The organism is Arthrobacter sp. Alg241-R88 (genome assembly GCF_900537115.1).
In the GTDB taxonomy this organism is placed as follows: Bacteria; Actinomycetota; Actinomycetes; order Actinomycetales; family Micrococcaceae; genus Arthrobacter.
Window position 1 is genome coordinate 113,702 of the sequence record NZ_UNRG01000008.1, and the last position, 14,508, is coordinate 128,209.

The following is a 14,508-nucleotide window of genomic DNA, read 5'->3' on the forward strand; positions in this document are numbered from 1 at the left end:
CGGGCAGATGCGCCCATACTGGCCTAGTTCACCATATTTTGAAGAATTGTGCGCATCCATGTGGAAAAGACGGGGGTTCTGCGGAGGGGTTTCCGCGCCTCAGTCCGCGGCCGGGATCAGGAAGCCGTCCCGGACCAGGTTGGCCACATCGGTGAGCAAACCGCTCCGGAACGAGCCGGCGTCGAACCCTTCCTCCCCGGTTCCCTGGACATCCCCACCGCCGCCCAGCAGGGCCTCCAGGGCACCGGCAATCTGGCCGGCGGACAGGTCGCCGTCGCAGGCGGAAATAAACCCGGCGAGTTCGGTGCTGAGGAGGTTGGTCCGGCGCAGGCCCGCACCTTGGCGGAGCAGGATCACCCCGGGGTGTTCGGCGCCGGGCCGCTGGTGGCGTTCCTCGGTGACGTCGTCGGCCACCAGCAGGTGCGCTTCGCTGATGTTGTTCGCTGCCAGCCAGTCCTGGCGTTCCAGGGCGGCGCCGAGGTGGGGGCCGATGGGCTGTTCGATGGGGTAGGTGATTTCCTCGAACCGGTTGAAGGCAGCCTGCCCGGGCGAAACGGGCCGGCGCAGCAGCACCATTCCGAAACCGATTCCCGCCACGTTCCGGGATTCGAAGTCTGCAAGGTAGGCCGCGTAGGCGTCACGGTAGTGCTGCCGGTCACGGCCCTCGGACGCGTCGCGCAGCCAGGTTTCGGCGTACTCCTCCGGGCCCACCATCTCCCGCTGGATGAACCAGGCATCCACGCCGTCGGGCACCCAGCCCTGGGGGCGCTCGTGCCAGGCAGCACCGGCCGGCACCTCCCAGTTTCCGAGCATTTGTGCCGTGCCGCCGGGAGCAAGCACGGCCGGCAGCCCGGCCACGAGGGCCGCCACGATTTCATCGCCCGGGAGCCCGCCGTCGCGGTACGTGAACTGCCCGGACGTCTCCTCCCCCGCACTCCGCGGAGTGATAACGAAGGGCGGGTTGGAGACCACCAGGCCGAAATCCTCGCCGGCAACGGGCTCCAGGAGCGAGCCAAGGCGAAGGCTCACCCGGTCCTCCAGCCGAGCCGGGTCCACCGACAGTGCCTCAGCGTTAAGCAGGATGTTGAACCGTGTAAAGGCCAGGGCCCGTTCCGAAATGTCCGTGGCCGTCACGTGCTCGCAGTGGTGCAGCAGGTGGAATGCCTGGATGCCGCACCCCGTCCCCAGGTCCAGCGCACGCTTGGTGTGCCGCCGGAACGTTGTCTGCACCAGGGTGGTGGAGGCCTGGCCGATGCCCAGGACGTGGTCGTGCCGGAGGACCCCCTCCTGCTGATGCGCCGCGAGGTCGCTGGCCACCCACAGTTCCGCGCCGCCGCTGCCGTCCTCATTTGCATCCCAGCCGTACGGCCGCAGATCGGCTTTCGCCGCCAGGAGGGAGCCGCCGGGAACGGGCTCCACCAGCCCCAGCTCCTGCAGGCCCGCGGCACGGATGCCCGGCAGGGCGGCGTCGAGCGATTCGCTGGGCTGCGGCTCGGCGAGCAGCCATAAGCGGACGACGGCGGCGAGCGCCTTCGCGCCCTTGTCCCGCCGCTCCGCGCGCTCGGCAACCAGCAGTGCGGGGATGATCTGGTCACGGTTCAGCGCGGTGTAGGCCGATTCGCCCAAAAGCCCGGCGACGCCGTCGAGCGTGTAATCCACCTGGCGCAGGTCCGCGGCAAGTGCCGTGAGGAGCTCCGGGAGGTCGCTGCGGGGAGCGTCGGGGATGTTGCCGGCGGTGAACTCGTATAGGGATTTAGGCACCGCCCAAGTTTAGTCCGGCCATGGCCACCGGAAACCGGGACGGATCCCGGACGGGGTAGCGTTGAGGTATGCCGACACCGCCTCCCATCCTTTTGCGCGCCCGGAAACAGCCTGTCAAGCCAGGGCGCCGCCGCCTTTCTGCCTTGGCACTGGCAGGTGCGGCGGCTGCGGCCCTGGCGGGGTGTTCGCCCGTGGTCTCGATCGAAAATGCGGACGTTCCCGGGTGGCGCGCCACTGCACTGCCAACAGCCCCCGGCACCCTGATCGAAGACGCCGGCAAGATCCTCAACCGGGACCGCATCGTCCAGGAGGCGCGTGACATCCCTGCCGGCCGCTACACCCTGACGGCGACGTGCGAGGGCGGGGGCAAGGCCTTCTTTGCCGTGTCATTGGACGGGGAGGCTGTGGTGGACGCCGGAGCGGCGTGCAATGGCAGCAGGGAGATCACCAGGATCACGCTGCCACGGCCCGGGACCCTCGAAATCAGCACCTCCAGCGTGGACGCACCCCTGATCTACGCCTATCAATTGACGCCCGCCGAATAGGTATGGCCCGCAGCGGCGCGCGGGCTTAAAGTCGGACTATGCCCAGTGTGCGGACCACCTCCGCGCCTTCCCCGGGGCGGACAGCCCGGGCGCCGCTGACGCGGAACCCAGTGGCCGCCGTCGTCCTCGGCCTTGTGCTGGCGGCAGGGCCGGCGCTCAGCGGCTGTGAATACACGTACGACGACGGCCGGAACTGGGGCGATACTGCCGAGCCTGCGGAGACTGTGGCCCCTGCGCCGATATTCACCAGGGATCCGTTGCAGCGCGAGCCCGTCAGTGAGGCCGAGCTTGAAGCGTGGGTGGCCCGGACCCTTCCCGACACCGGCCACCCGGTGGTCCACGCCGCGGCCGGACTGCTGGCCCTGGGCGAGGTGCGGACCGAAACCACTGCCGTCATGGGGACGGGCACCTACGCGGTGGCCCTCACATGCCGAAGCCAGCGGCGCGTGACTTTTACGGTCCGAAGCGATTCACTCACCTTGGTGGAGCTGGGGCTGCGGTGCGGGGTAACCCGTGAAAACGTCATCTATCTCTCGGCCGAAACTGCCTTGACTATCACGGTGGAGGCCCGGACTTCTGCCAACTACGCCTATCGCGTGCGGCGGCTGTGACGCCCTCCGGCGGGCTTTAGGCCGGCGGGGCGTAGGCTGCACAGCCGCCGTCATCAGGCCGCGCAGCCTTCAGGGCAACGGAGGGTTTCCGGGCTGGATGCGCACTCGCCGCAGTACAGGGTGAGGGTGCGGCAGCTGGGGTTGGAGCAGTTTTCGAACTTGCTGGTGGGGGCGGCGCAGCGGGTGCATTGCCCGATGGTTTTGGCATCCTCGCTGAACTCGAGGTGCATGCGCTTGTCGAACACGTACAGCGAACCTTCCCACAGCCCCTGGTCCTTGAACGTTTCGCCGTACCGGACGATGCCCCCGTCCAACTGGTACACCTCTTTGAAGCCGCGGTTAACCATCAGGCTGGAGAGCACCTCACACCGGATGCCGCCGGTGCAGTAGGTGACCACCGGCTTGTCCTTCAGGGAGTCGTACTTGCCGGATTCGAGCTCCTTGATGAAGTCGTGGGTGGTGGCAACGTCGGGGACGATGGCGTCCTTGAACCGGCCGATCTGGGCCTCGAAGGCGTTCCGGCCGTCGAAGAAAACAACCTCCTCGCCGCCCTGCTTCTTGGCGTCAACCAGTTCGTGCAGCTCTTCAGGCTTGAGGTGGGTACCCCCGCCCACCACGCCGTTGGCGTCCACCTTGAGTTCACCGGGCGCGCCGAAGGAGACGATCTCATCGCGCACCTTGACGCTCAGCCGCGGGAAGTCCTCGGCGCCGCCGTCGGACCACTTGACATCGATACCGTGGAATCCCTTGTATTCGCGCGTGGTCTTGACGTACTGCTTAACTGCACCAATTTCGCCGCCCACCGTGGCATTGATGCCGTCCTTGGAAATGAGGATGCGGCCGGTCAGTCCCAGCTTCTCGCACAGGGCACGCTGCCACAGCCGCACCGCATCAGGATCTGCGATGGGGGTAAAGCCGTAAAAGAGCACAATTCGGTTCAAAGCCACGTATTTAAGGGTACCGGCTCGAATTCCGGCAGCCTGCCCGCCTGGCCCGGCAGCCCTCCATCATGGCGGCGCATCACAATTGCATAAGCACCGCGCTTCGGCCGCGGCTACCCCTGTTGCTTGTGACCGGGCTGGAATAGTCTCATCCCATGAGCCCGGAAACCATGGTTAACGACATCACTGGCCTTCTCGAAGTATGGGTGGCCGGCTGGGCAGGTTGTCGCGGGTACCGGACATCCTCCGAAGGCCGCTTCCCCGCCGCATTCCGCGCTGACACCAGCGGGGAGTGGGAGTTTTTCGCGTCCGAGCCCACGGATGGTGAGTTTGCGGCTTTGGCTGCGAAGACGGCGGAAGTGCCGGCGAGGGTCCTGACGATCCTGACCAACGACCTCGCCCGCTACTCGGCCCTGGCCCGGCAGCACGGGCTGAACGTCACCTCCGACTCCCAAGCCATGATGATCGTGGATATGGAAACCCAGGACGCCGAGGATCCCTGGCTTTCCGACGATGACCTGGCGCTCACAACCTCCTCGCAGGACGGTGTGCACTACGCGGTTGTCCGGTCCGGGGAGGCTTTGGCTGCCAGCGGCCGCGTCTACGTGGTGGGCGATACCGCGGTGTTCGACAAGATCATCACCGAACCGGCCTTCCAACGGCGTGGACTGGGCAGTTTCATCATGCGGGCACTGGCGGCGCAGGCTTTTGAACATGACGTGCAAAGCGGCCTGCTGCTGGCATCCCTGGACGGCCAGAAGCTCTATTCCCACCTGGGTTGGACCACTGTCTCGCGCGTACTGATGCTTTCGGCATCCCACGACGGGTCCGATCTGTCCCTGAGCTAGTCCGGGTCCCGGACTCGCCTTAACCGGTTACCCCGAGGGCGAACCGGGCCTGCCGGTTTGTTACGGAGTGAAAGAATATTGGGGTGAACCCCCATGACTCCCTGATTCCCTTGCTGGGCCGCGGCCCGGACCCGGAACAGCTGCGTCATGTCCGCACCATCCCCGCCCGTGAAGCCGTGCCTGGGCCGTGGCCCGAATGGGTTCACCCCGATCTCGTGGCCGCCTATGGTTCGCTCGGTGTCCACCAGCCCTACTGCCATCAGGTTGAAGCGGCGAACATCGCCCATGGCGGGGAGCATGTTGTGGTTGCTACCGGCACCGCCTCCGGAAAATCGCTCGCCTATCAACTGCCGGCGCTGGACGCCATCCACCGCTCCGAACTGCGGGTCCTTGCCGACCCCGGAAAGATTCACGACGACGGCGCGGTCACCCTGTACCTGTCCCCCACCAAGGCCCTCGCAGCCGACCAGCTGAACGCCATCAGGGCCCTGAAACTGCCCACCGTGCGGGCGGAAACCTACGACGGCGACACCGACCCGGCGTCCCGCCGGTGGATCCGCGACCACGCCAATTTCATCCTGGCGAACCCGGACATGCTGCACTTTGGCATCCTGCCCAACCACGCCTGGTGGGCGGGGTTTTTCCGCCGCCTCCGCTACGTGATCATTGACGAGGCGCACAGCTACCGTGGTGTTTTCGGCTCGCATGTAGCCAACCTGATGCGGCGCCTCCGCCGGATCTGCGCGTACTACGGTGCCGGCTCGGCTTTCCCGGAGCCTGTCTTCATCGCTGCCTCGGCAACCGCATCCGACCCCAATATCTCCTTCGCCCGGCTGATCGGGGCACCCGTCAAGGCGGTGTCGGAGGATGGTTCACCGCATGGTTCGACCACCGTGGCTTTCTGGGAGCCGGCGCTGACCGAGCTCAAGGGTGAGAACGGTGCCAGGGAGCGGCGTACCGCTGTCGCGGAAACCGCGGACCTGCTGGCTAACCTGGTGTCAGCGCAGGTCCGCACCATAGCCTTCATCAAATCCCGGCGCGGCGCGGAGACCATCTCGTCCATCACCAAACGCCTCCTGGACGAGGTTGATCCAAGCCTGCCGCAGCGCGTAGCTGCCTACCGTTCCGGCTATCTTCCCGAGGAACGCCGGGCCGTGGAGAAGGCGCTGCGCTCGGGCAGGCTCCTGGGTGTTTCGAGCACCTCCGCCCTGGAGCTGGGCATCGACATTTCCGGGCTGGACGCCGTCCTGGTGGCCGGCTGGCCAGGCACCAGGGCTTCGCTATTCCAGCAGATCGGGCGGGCCGGCCGGGCGGGGCAGGACGCCATCGCGGCGTTTGTGGCCAGTGACGATCCGCTGGACACGTTCCTGGTGAACCATCCGGAAGCGATTTTTGATGTTTCGGTGGAAGCTACCGTCTTCGACCCGTCGAACCCGTACGTACTCGGTCCGCACCTCTGCGCGGCAGCGGCCGAACTTCCGCTCGGTGTCGGCGAGCTTGACCTTTTTGGGAGCACTGCGGAGATGCTGTTGGACCGCTTGGTGGCCCAAGGCTATCTGCGCCGACGGCCCGCCGGCTGGTTCTGGACCCATTCCCAGAGCGCCGCGGCACTGGTGAACCTGCGGGCTGACGGGGGTGGGCCGGTGAGCATTGTCGATGCTGATACTGGCTCCCTCCTCGGAACGATGGACTCTCCCCAGACCCACTACCAGGCGCACACCGGCGCCGTTTACATCCACCAGGGCGACAGCTACGTTGTGGAGGACCTCAACGAGGACGATCACTGCGTGGTGGTCCGCCGGGCCAATCCCGACTACTACACCACGGCGCGGGATGTGACGCAGATCGAGGTACTGGAAACCCAGCGCACAGCCACGTGGGGTGATGTTTCCCTGCATTTCGGCGACGTGAAGGTCACTATGCAGGTGGTTTCCTTTCAACGCAAGGCCCTGATTTCCAATGAGATCCTCGGCGAGGAACCGCTTGATCTTGGTGCCAGGGACCTCTTCACCAAGGCTGTGTGGTTCGTTGTGGACAACCGGTCCCTTACCGCCGCCGGACTGATCGAGGCCCAGTTCCCGGGCGCCCTGCATGCCGCGGAACACGCAGCAATCGGCCTGCTTCCGCTGGTGGCGTCCAGTGACCGGTGGGATATCGGCGGCGTCTCCACTGCCCTGCATGCCGACACCGGGGTGCCCACCATTTTTGTGTATGACGGGCACCCTGGCGGGGCCGGCTTCGCCGAACGCGGATTCGACAAGGCGAAGGTGTGGCTGGCCGCCACCCGGGACGCCATCAAAGCGTGTGAGTGCGAATCCGGCTGCCCCTCCTGTGTCCAGTCACCCAAGTGCGGTAACAAGAACAACCCGCTCGACAAGGCAGCGGCGGTCACCCTGCTCGATGTCCTGCTTAAGGACGCCACCGAGGCCAGCGGCATGAGCGTGGACGTCCAGCGCTGACGGGTCACCGGGATTCCTTCTGAGGGGAAGTCCGGCGTTGGGGATCCGGCGCCAAGAGGAGTCGCGGGCTACGGCGGAGGTCCTGCCCGGGCATGGCCGGTAGCTGACCCCAAGATGGTCCTCTCCGTCAGCTCGGTGTGAACCTCAAGCGTGTGCCCTTCCCCTTCCGAGCAGCTAAGCACCGAGGCAGCATGCCGGGCAGCTACCTCCGCAGCGAGCGTGCATGGTTCCCCGTCCGTGATGCCGCGCAGGGCGTCGGCGCCGGCGAGCGCAGCAAGATCAGCGGCGGCGGCTGCCCTGCTGGCCATCACGGCCGACTGCGCCAGGAGCAGCAGCAGCGCCATGGCCATCGTCACTACCAGGGCCAGTCCCGCGGCCAGGACAGTCCCGGACCCGCGTTCCCGGTTGTCCGTGCCGTGCTTCATCTCCGCACTGAAGCCCGTCATCCTGCCCCTGCCCCGGCGCCACCAGCCAGCCTCACATGTAACTGACCGGCAGCCCCGCCGCCGTAGGTGCCCCAGTGGTTCGGCCAGTGCGGCATTGCGGTTGCCGTTTCACTGCGTGTCGAAGCGCGGGCAGTGAGCGTCCAGGGAATCGACGCCCCCAGCGGGCCGCCTACGCGATCCGTGACGGTCACACTCAACCACTCCCCCTCTGCTGCGATAACCGCGGAGGCTGACGCACCCGAGAGGGTCCGGACGATCCTTTCCACTGCCGCGGAATCGTCACCGCGGGCCAAGGCCCGGGCACCGGCCCGTGCTCCCTCTTCCAGGCGCAGCTGGGTAACACCGGCCGCGGCACCTGCAAGGAGCATGGCCAGCAACAGCAGGACCGCAGGCAGCGTCACCGCGAACTCCGCGGTGACTGCCCCGCAGGACCCCGCAATGTGTCGGCCTTTGCTATGGCAGCGATCCCGTAGCGCGCAGTACCCGGCTACCCCCGAATTCGGCCACGGACTCCTCCGGTTGCCTGGACCCGGAGGCAGCCGGAGGCGCAAAACGTCGGGTGCACAGGTCATGGCAGTGCCAGTGCCGTGCGAATCAGGTTGAGCAGGAACCCCCGTACTTCCTCGCTGCGAAGGATGAAGACCAACAGCCCCGCAAACCCGACGGCTGCGAGAGTGGTGATGGCGTATTCAGCGGTGGCCATGCCGGCTTCCGATCCCATGAGCCGACGCACGCCAGAACGGTGACGCGGAAGAGTTGCGCCCGGGTAGAGCTCCACAACGTTGGCCGGCAGGCCAACGGCGCCAGCGCGGCGGGAATACGCGGGCTGGCGGCCGCTGAGGCGTCGTTTTGGGTTCGCCCGGGATGCGGTGAGTGCTGCGGCTCCGGCGGCGTAGTGGCGGTCCTGGTTGATGGACATGGGCTGTTTCCTTTCTGTGGGCCGGCAGGGCTGCCGGCTTCTTCGACTCTTCCGGGCCCGGCTGCAACCGCTAAGGCCTGGGCTGGCGTAAGTGGAAAAGTCAGGTCTGTTTCCCCCTGTGGAGGGAAAGAGTGCGTATTTGTGCTTCCAGCCGGCACCCTTGTGCGGGCTAGGATCCGGACGGCACGAGGGCAAGCAGGACGGGCACAACGCCCAGGCAAATGAAGGCTGGAAGCGAACACAGGCCCAGCGGGACCACCAGCTTCACGCCCAGCGAGGCCGCCCGCTTCTCAGCAGCACGAAACCTTTCGCGGCGGAGCGTGGCAGCCTGCGCATAGAGGATGGCGGAGGACGGCGCACCCGTGAGTGCCGCGAACCCCAGCGCGTCCCGCAGCTCCAGGATTTCGGGAAGCCGGACTGCTGAGCTGCGCCACGCCGTTTCCCAGTCCGCTCCAATTGCGAGCGCCGAAACAACCGGCCGGAGGGACTCCCTGTACTCGGTCGATGCACAGGCGGACACCAGTTCGAGGGAACGCCCAATCCCGGACCCGGCGTCCAGCATGGCTGCCACCAGTTCGAGCATCATGGCTGTGTCCCTCAGGCCATCGGAACCGGCCCCGTTCTGATGCCGTCCGTCCGCACCCGGCGGATCGGTTCCTGAAACGTGGGGGCCTGCCGGTGGCAGGTTCATGAGCCGCTTCCGTACGCTGCCTTTGCCAGGACACAGGAGCCACGCTGCCGAGGCCGTGGCAAGGAAGAACGAAATTGCCAAAACAGCAGCTTCGGTCATGGCAGACCCGCACCGGCCGCCGCTGCCACGAGCTTGGCGGACCACACCCTGCCCGCCACGGTCAGCGAAATCCCGGCCGCCAGGGCTGCGAGCCCCAGCGGAGTTCCCAGCAGTATGGCCAGCGGGTCCACGCCAAGGGCGATTCCCAGGCCTAGTCCCATGAGCGGAAGCCAGGTCAACAGAGTGACCGTGGCCTTGGGTCCGGCCAAGGCTGTCTGGCGGGCGGCATCGGCGTCGTCCTCCACTTCGAGCTGCGCCGCGAACCTGGTGAGTACGTCGGCCAGGGGGCAGCCGCTTGCTTCTGCGATGTCGAAGCAGGCGGCCAGTTCCGACCAGATCCGGAGTTCCCTGTCGGCCCGCGAAAAGACCCCTGGCAAGGAGCGGCGGATGGCCTCCGATACCGGCGTCCCAGTGCTGGCAGCCCCTCGGGCCACAGCCAGCACCACGGCCGACCCTGCGCTCAGGCCGCTCGCCCGCAACCCTGCAGTGTCTCCCTGCGCCCGGTCGGACGGTGACAGGGATCGAGCACCGGAACCAAGGCCGGACGCAGTCAAGGCCGCGGCCCCGGGTTCCGCAGCAGCGCCATAGACAAACCACAGCTCGTCCCACAGCCGGGCCGGCGTTCGCCCGCCTTTAAGCAGGGCAGCCAGTTGCTGAACCACGAGAGTCATGGGTACTGCGGAACCAGATATTGCCGCTCCCCTGGCGCCGGGCCTGAGCCACCCGAACCGGCGGCCCAAACGACTCCCTGGTGCTAAGGGAGCAAAACCTCCGGCTACGCGGCGGAGCCTCGCTGGCGCACCCCGGGGCGGACGAAGAATCAATACCGCAGCGAGCACCAGAGCCGCCGCAAGGTAAACGCTCACATGGTTCTCCCCGGCTCAAGTCCAAGCCGGCCGGCGAGGGCGGGCCATGCCGGACCCGGAACCGCCGTGCCCTCTGGTGCCTCCAGGGCGGACAGCACGTGAAGCCCGGCGGGGCCGTCGGAAATGACGCCAATACATGTCACTTCCCTGCCGCGGATGGTCCTTTCGACATGGATCACCACGTCCAGGGCACTGGCCGCCTGAAGCTGAACACCTTCCGGGCTCAACCCCGCGAGCGCACCCAGTGCCGTGAGCCGGGCGGGAACGGCAGAAGCAGTATTCGCGTGGATGGTTCCGCCCCCGCCGCTGTGGCCGGTGTTCATGGCTGTCAGCAATTCGCGTACCTCGGCACCGCGGCACTCCCCGACCACCAGCCGGTCCGGCCGCATGCGCAGGGCCTGCCGGACAAGCTCGCCCAAGCTCACTTCTCCGCCGCCTTCAAGGTTTCCGTGCCGGGATTCGAGGCAAACCACATGCGGATGGACGGGATTCAGTTCCGAAGCATCCTCGATGAGGACCAGCCGCTCCTGCGGGGCACAAAGACCGAGCAACGTGGACAGCAGGGTGGTCTTGCCGGAACCGGTGGCGCCGCTGATCAGAAAGCTCAGCTTGAGCTCCAGCACCTTTCCCAGGACTTCTTTCACGAGGGAGCCGAACATGCCGGCAGCCTGCAACTCGTCCAGGGTGAAGACCCGCTCCCGCCGGATCCTGATGCTGAGCAGCGTTCCCGCGGTGGACACCGGCGGCAGCACGGCATGGACGCGGTAGCCGCCGGGCAGCCGCACGTCCACGCACGGCGATCCGTCATCCAGGCGGCGCCCTCCTGCGGCCACCAGCCTGCAGGCAAGCGCCCGCAACTGTGCCTCTTCAGCGAAAGCCACAGCGGCGCGTTCTATGCCCCTGCCGCGGTCCACCCAGACGGAATCCGGCGCGTTGACGAAGATGTCCGTAACAGCCGGATCCCGGGTGAGCTCCTGCAGCGGTCCCAGCCCGTTCAGCTCCGCGCTGATCCGCTCCACCGCCGCGAGCGACCCCGCCGTGCCCAGCAACTTTCCGCTAGCCTGAACGGCGGCTGCCACCCGGGACGGTGTCACTGCCCCTGCATCGGCCATCATGGACTCACGGACCGATTCCAGCAGTCCCGAGTCCACCGGAAGGCGGGCATCCCGGCGCGGGTCACGGCGCTGGCTTTCAATGTTTCGGGCACGCCGCCGCAGTCCGTCCACCGGTCCCGTTCCATGCGGAGAGGGCTGCTGCTTCATCCCAGTTCGCCTGCGGGCAAGTCATCCCCGAGGGAATCGAGCACGGCGGCAGCAAAATGCCGGACGTTCCGCCGCCTGCCCAGGTCCAGGAGGCGGCCGGACTCCATGGCCGCACTGACACCGCGAAGCTCAGGAACGCGTCCCTGCACGGGAAGCCCGATGGCCTCGGAAATGAGGGATCCGTCCAGTGCCGCCCCCGGCCTGCCCCGCACCAGAAGCGCAGCTTCGATCGGCGGAAACTCCTGAAGCAGGCGCACGGCTGCGACAGCAGCCTTGAGCTGCGCGGGAACCACCATCATGATGCGGTCGCAGTCCCACGCATAGGACTGCAACGGACCGGTTCCCCTGCCAATGTCCACGACCACCAGCTCATACCCCCGGCGCCCGGCATCCAGCACCCCCGTGGTGGTAGCCGCTGCCACCGGAACAGGTTGTTCCCGGCTGGCGGGCCAGGACAGGAACGAGAATCCCCCCGAGACCGGAAGCGAGTCGGAAAGCTGGCCGGGATCGATGCTGCCACGGGCTTCAGAGAGATCAGGCCAACGCAGGCCCGGTGTCTCTTCCGCAGCGATGGCCAGCTCCAGCCCGCCACCCCACGGGTCGCCGTCAACGAGCAGTACCCGGGCACCCATTCCGGCGGCCGCCTGGGCTATCCAGATGGCGGCTGTGGTGGCGCCGGCCCCGCCGCACCCGCCGGTAACGCCCAGGATGAGTCCGCCAGGGCCCGGAGACCGGGAGCGGCTCAGATGATCGGCGAGCCAGGCAGCGGCGTCCGGCAGCACGGCCACCCTCTCCGCGCCGAGGGCTGCCGCCAGGTGCCACAGGCTGTCACCTTCACCATCCAGTCCCACAAGAACGGCTGGTGCCCGCCGCCGGGGCGGCAGTTCACGGATGTCACTCCCCACCAGAACTGCCGCTGCGCCGTCCCAGTACCTGCCGCCCTCAAGTGCATCGGCTACAACGCGAAGGTGGGCTCCGGCGGCGGCGACAATGCGCTCCACTTCTGCCCGCAGGAAGGCGGAGGAGGTAACCAGCAGGACCTCTTCCGCACCGTCCGGCAGCCACGCGCCTCCGCTCCCGCCAGGATCCGCGCCGTTAGCCACCCCGCCCGGCGGTGCCCCCGGGAGCGCATCAGCGATCCGCCCGAACGAGGGCGCGGACCGGCCGGGATCAACGTGGGACGGGGTCAGCTGGTGCCTGCTCATGAAGCCACTGTTCCCTCACGAACCGGCGGGGATAAGGGCCGCGAGTCCGTATGTGAACAACGCCGGTTCCACCCGCCCTGTGCAGGAAGAGTCGTCCGGCATAAGGACCGTCGAAGACAAGGCAGAATTGGACCATGTACCTCCTGCTTGCCGCCCACCCCGAGGGCGCGGTCCTGCAGGAACTCACGCAGGCCGGCAGCCCCCATCCGTCCAACCCGGAACCCCGGCCCGTCCGCGCAAGCGAACTGGCCGCCGTCGTCCGTGATCTGGAACGCCGGCCGCAGGGCGGGCAGCCGCCCCGCTGGATCTGGCACCGGACCCAGGACTGGTACCCGTCCCTGCTGGCGTCCGGGGTGGAACTGGACCGGTGCTACGACCTGAATCTGTGCGGAAATATTCTTGCGCATTCGCAGTTCACCGCCCACACTGACTACGCCGTGAACTCGGACAAGGTCACGCTCGATGACCCGCAGCAGCCGCCCCGGGCCCTCCAACCGCCTCCGCCGCCACCCGAACAGGACGCGCTTTTCGATGATCCGGACGCCGGCTTCAGCCCCCGGCACACGCTTGAGGACCTTCGGGAGGAATACGCCGCGCAGCAGGTAGCCCTGGCGTCGGTCAGCCCCGAGGAAAACCGGCGCAACCGGCTGCAGCTTCTTCTGGCCGCCGAATCCGCCGGCGCCATGATCGCCGCTGAAATGCAGCATGCCGGGGTCCCTTGGCGGGAGGACCTGCACGAGGAGATCCTGGCCGGTTATCTCGGCCCCCGCCCGCCCGTGGGCCACCGGCCGGCAAAACTGGAGGCGTTGAACCTCGAACTGCGCGGCCTCTTAAACGCGCCCACACTGAACCCGGATTCCCCGCAGGACCTGATGCGCGCCCTGCACCGAAACGGGATCGAGGTGAAAAGCACCCGCCAGTGGGAACTGAAGGAATCGAAGCACCCGGCCATCGCCCCGCTCCTGGCCTACAAGAAGCTTTCGCGCCTGCACGCGGCCAACGGGTGGGCCTGGCTTGATGCATGGGTGGCCGGCGGCCGGTTTCGCCCTGAGTATGTGGTGGGCGGCGTCGTTTCGGGCCGCTGGGCGTCAAGAGGCGGCGGCGCCCTGCAGATTCCGCGCCAGATCCGCGGCGCCGTCCACGCCGACCCCGGGTACAAACTGATCGTCGCGGATGCCTCCCAGCTCGAGCCCCGTGTGCTGGTGGCCCTGGCAAAGGACTCGACCATGGCCGAGGCCGCCAAGGACCAGGACCTCTACGCCGGCATTGCCGCAAAGGGGTTCGGCGGCGACCGCGCCAAAGCGAAAATGGCGCTGCTGGGAGCCATGTACGGAGCCACCTCCGGTGAGGCAGGGCGGCTCATGCCACAGCTCGCCAAAACCTACCCCCGGGCTGTGGACTTCGTGGAACGGGCCGCCCGCGCCGGTGAGTCCGGCGGAACGGTCAGCACCCGGCTGGGCCGTAGCAGCCCGCCGCCGTCGGACCGGTGGTTCCAAAGCCAGCGCTCTTCGTCCGCAGAGGAGCAGCGCCGGGCAGAATCGATCGCACGTTCCAGGGGACGGTTCACGCGCAACTTCGTGGTCCAGGGCTCGGCGGCGGACTGGGCTGCATGCTGGCTCGCGGAATTACGACGGCGGCTCCGTACCTTGCACGCGGAAGGTTCCGGCCGGGCGGAACTCGTCTTCTTCCTCCACGACGAAGTGATGGTCCATGCGCCGGAGCACTTGGTCGATGCAGGCATCAGGGCGATCGAGGACGCCGCCAACGCCGCCAAGGAACTGCTGTTCGGACCCATCCCCGTGGAGTTCCCGGTGAGCGTCGCAGTGGTCGATTCGTACGACCACGCAAAGTAGGA

At 67.2% G+C, this 14,508-nt stretch carries 14 protein-coding genes; 5 read left to right on the forward strand and 9 right to left on the reverse strand.

Translation table 11 applies throughout. The features are described 5' to 3' along the window. Positions 1–99 precede the first annotated feature (99 nt). A complete protein-coding gene (locus tag G6R19_RS16260) occupies positions 100–1,761 on the reverse strand; it encodes a methyltransferase (RefSeq protein ID WP_163166838.1) in 1,662 nt (553 codons plus the stop codon). A gap of 68 nt (positions 1,762–1,829) precedes the next feature. On the opposite strand from G6R19_RS16260, the gene G6R19_RS16265 reads away from it, so the two are divergent. Both G6R19_RS16265 and G6R19_RS16270 read left to right on the forward strand, forming a co-directional pair. Continuing rightward, positions 1,830–2,306 (forward strand): hypothetical protein, encoded by a 477-nt coding sequence (locus G6R19_RS16265; protein ID WP_163166840.1) that lies wholly within the window; start codon positions 1,830–1,832, stop codon positions 2,304–2,306. 38 nt (positions 2,307–2,344) lie between these two features. Then, entirely contained in the window at positions 2,345–2,917 is a 573-nt protein-coding gene (locus G6R19_RS16270; protein ID WP_163166842.1) for a hypothetical protein, read from the forward strand. Between the two features lie 53 nt (positions 2,918–2,970). Here the strand turns inward: G6R19_RS16270 and G6R19_RS16275 are convergent, their stop codons facing one another. Then, entirely contained in the window at positions 2,971–3,864 is an 894-nt protein-coding gene (locus G6R19_RS16275; protein WP_163166844.1) for a rhodanese-related sulfurtransferase, read from the reverse strand. 149 nt (positions 3,865–4,013) lie between these two features. Here G6R19_RS16275 and G6R19_RS16280 point away from each other — a divergent pair, with 149 nt between their 5' ends. Together G6R19_RS16280 and G6R19_RS16285 are read left to right on the forward strand one after the other, a co-directional pair. Next, positions 4,014–4,706: a GNAT family N-acetyltransferase gene (locus G6R19_RS16280; RefSeq protein ID WP_163166846.1), complete on the forward strand. Its 693-nt coding sequence runs from the start codon at positions 4,014–4,016 to the stop codon at positions 4,704–4,706. Between the two features lie 83 nt (positions 4,707–4,789). After that, positions 4,790–7,165: a DEAD/DEAH box helicase gene (locus tag G6R19_RS16285; RefSeq protein ID WP_163166848.1), complete on the forward strand. Its 2,376-nt coding sequence runs from the start codon at positions 4,790–4,792 to the stop codon at positions 7,163–7,165. A 68-nt stretch (positions 7,166–7,233) separates the two neighbouring features. Here the strand turns inward: G6R19_RS16285 and G6R19_RS16290 are convergent, their stop codons facing one another. The 7 genes from G6R19_RS16290 to ssd form a co-directional block, all read right to left on the reverse strand. Beyond that, the gene (locus G6R19_RS16290) at positions 7,234–7,611 is read right to left on the reverse strand and encodes an Rv3654c family TadE-like protein (RefSeq protein ID WP_240341919.1); all 378 of its coding nucleotides are present in this window, start codon (positions 7,609–7,611) and stop codon (positions 7,234–7,236) included. Next, positions 7,608–8,051 carry a TadE family type IV pilus minor pilin gene (locus G6R19_RS16295; RefSeq protein ID WP_240341923.1) on the reverse strand — a complete coding sequence of 148 codons (444 nt, stop codon included), beginning with the start codon at positions 8,049–8,051 and terminating at the stop codon, positions 7,608–7,610. The genes G6R19_RS16290 and G6R19_RS16295 overlap by 4 nt, the downstream gene beginning before the upstream one ends. Before the next feature lie 128 nt (positions 8,052–8,179). Continuing rightward, complete coding sequence (locus G6R19_RS16300; RefSeq protein ID WP_163166852.1) at positions 8,180–8,530, reverse strand: DUF4244 domain-containing protein; 351 nt, start codon at positions 8,528–8,530, stop codon at positions 8,180–8,182. Between the two features lie 169 nt (positions 8,531–8,699). After that, on the reverse strand, positions 8,700–9,320 hold the full coding sequence (locus G6R19_RS16305) for a type II secretion system F family protein (RefSeq protein ID WP_163166854.1): 621 nt from the start codon (positions 9,318–9,320) through the stop codon (positions 8,700–8,702). Continuing rightward, the gene (locus G6R19_RS16310; protein ID WP_163166856.1) at positions 9,317–10,186 is read right to left on the reverse strand and encodes a hypothetical protein; all 870 of its coding nucleotides are present in this window, start codon (positions 10,184–10,186) and stop codon (positions 9,317–9,319) included. The genes G6R19_RS16305 and G6R19_RS16310 overlap by 4 nt, the downstream gene beginning before the upstream one ends. Beyond that, positions 10,183–11,448 (reverse strand): TadA family conjugal transfer-associated ATPase, encoded by a 1,266-nt coding sequence (locus G6R19_RS16315; protein WP_163166858.1) that lies wholly within the window; start codon positions 11,446–11,448, stop codon positions 10,183–10,185. Before G6R19_RS16315 ends, G6R19_RS16310 begins: the two co-directional genes overlap by 4 nt. After that, positions 11,445–12,509 carry a septum site-determining protein Ssd gene (gene ssd / locus G6R19_RS16320; RefSeq protein ID WP_240341924.1) on the reverse strand — a complete coding sequence of 355 codons (1,065 nt, stop codon included), beginning with the start codon at positions 12,507–12,509 and terminating at the stop codon, positions 11,445–11,447. Before ssd ends, G6R19_RS16315 begins: the two co-directional genes overlap by 4 nt. Before the next feature lie 278 nt (positions 12,510–12,787). On the opposite strand from ssd, the gene G6R19_RS16325 reads away from it, so the two are divergent. Then, positions 12,788–14,506: a bifunctional 3'-5' exonuclease/DNA polymerase gene (locus G6R19_RS16325; protein WP_163166862.1), complete on the forward strand. Its 1,719-nt coding sequence runs from the start codon at positions 12,788–12,790 to the stop codon at positions 14,504–14,506. Positions 14,507–14,508: the final 2 nt, after the last annotated feature.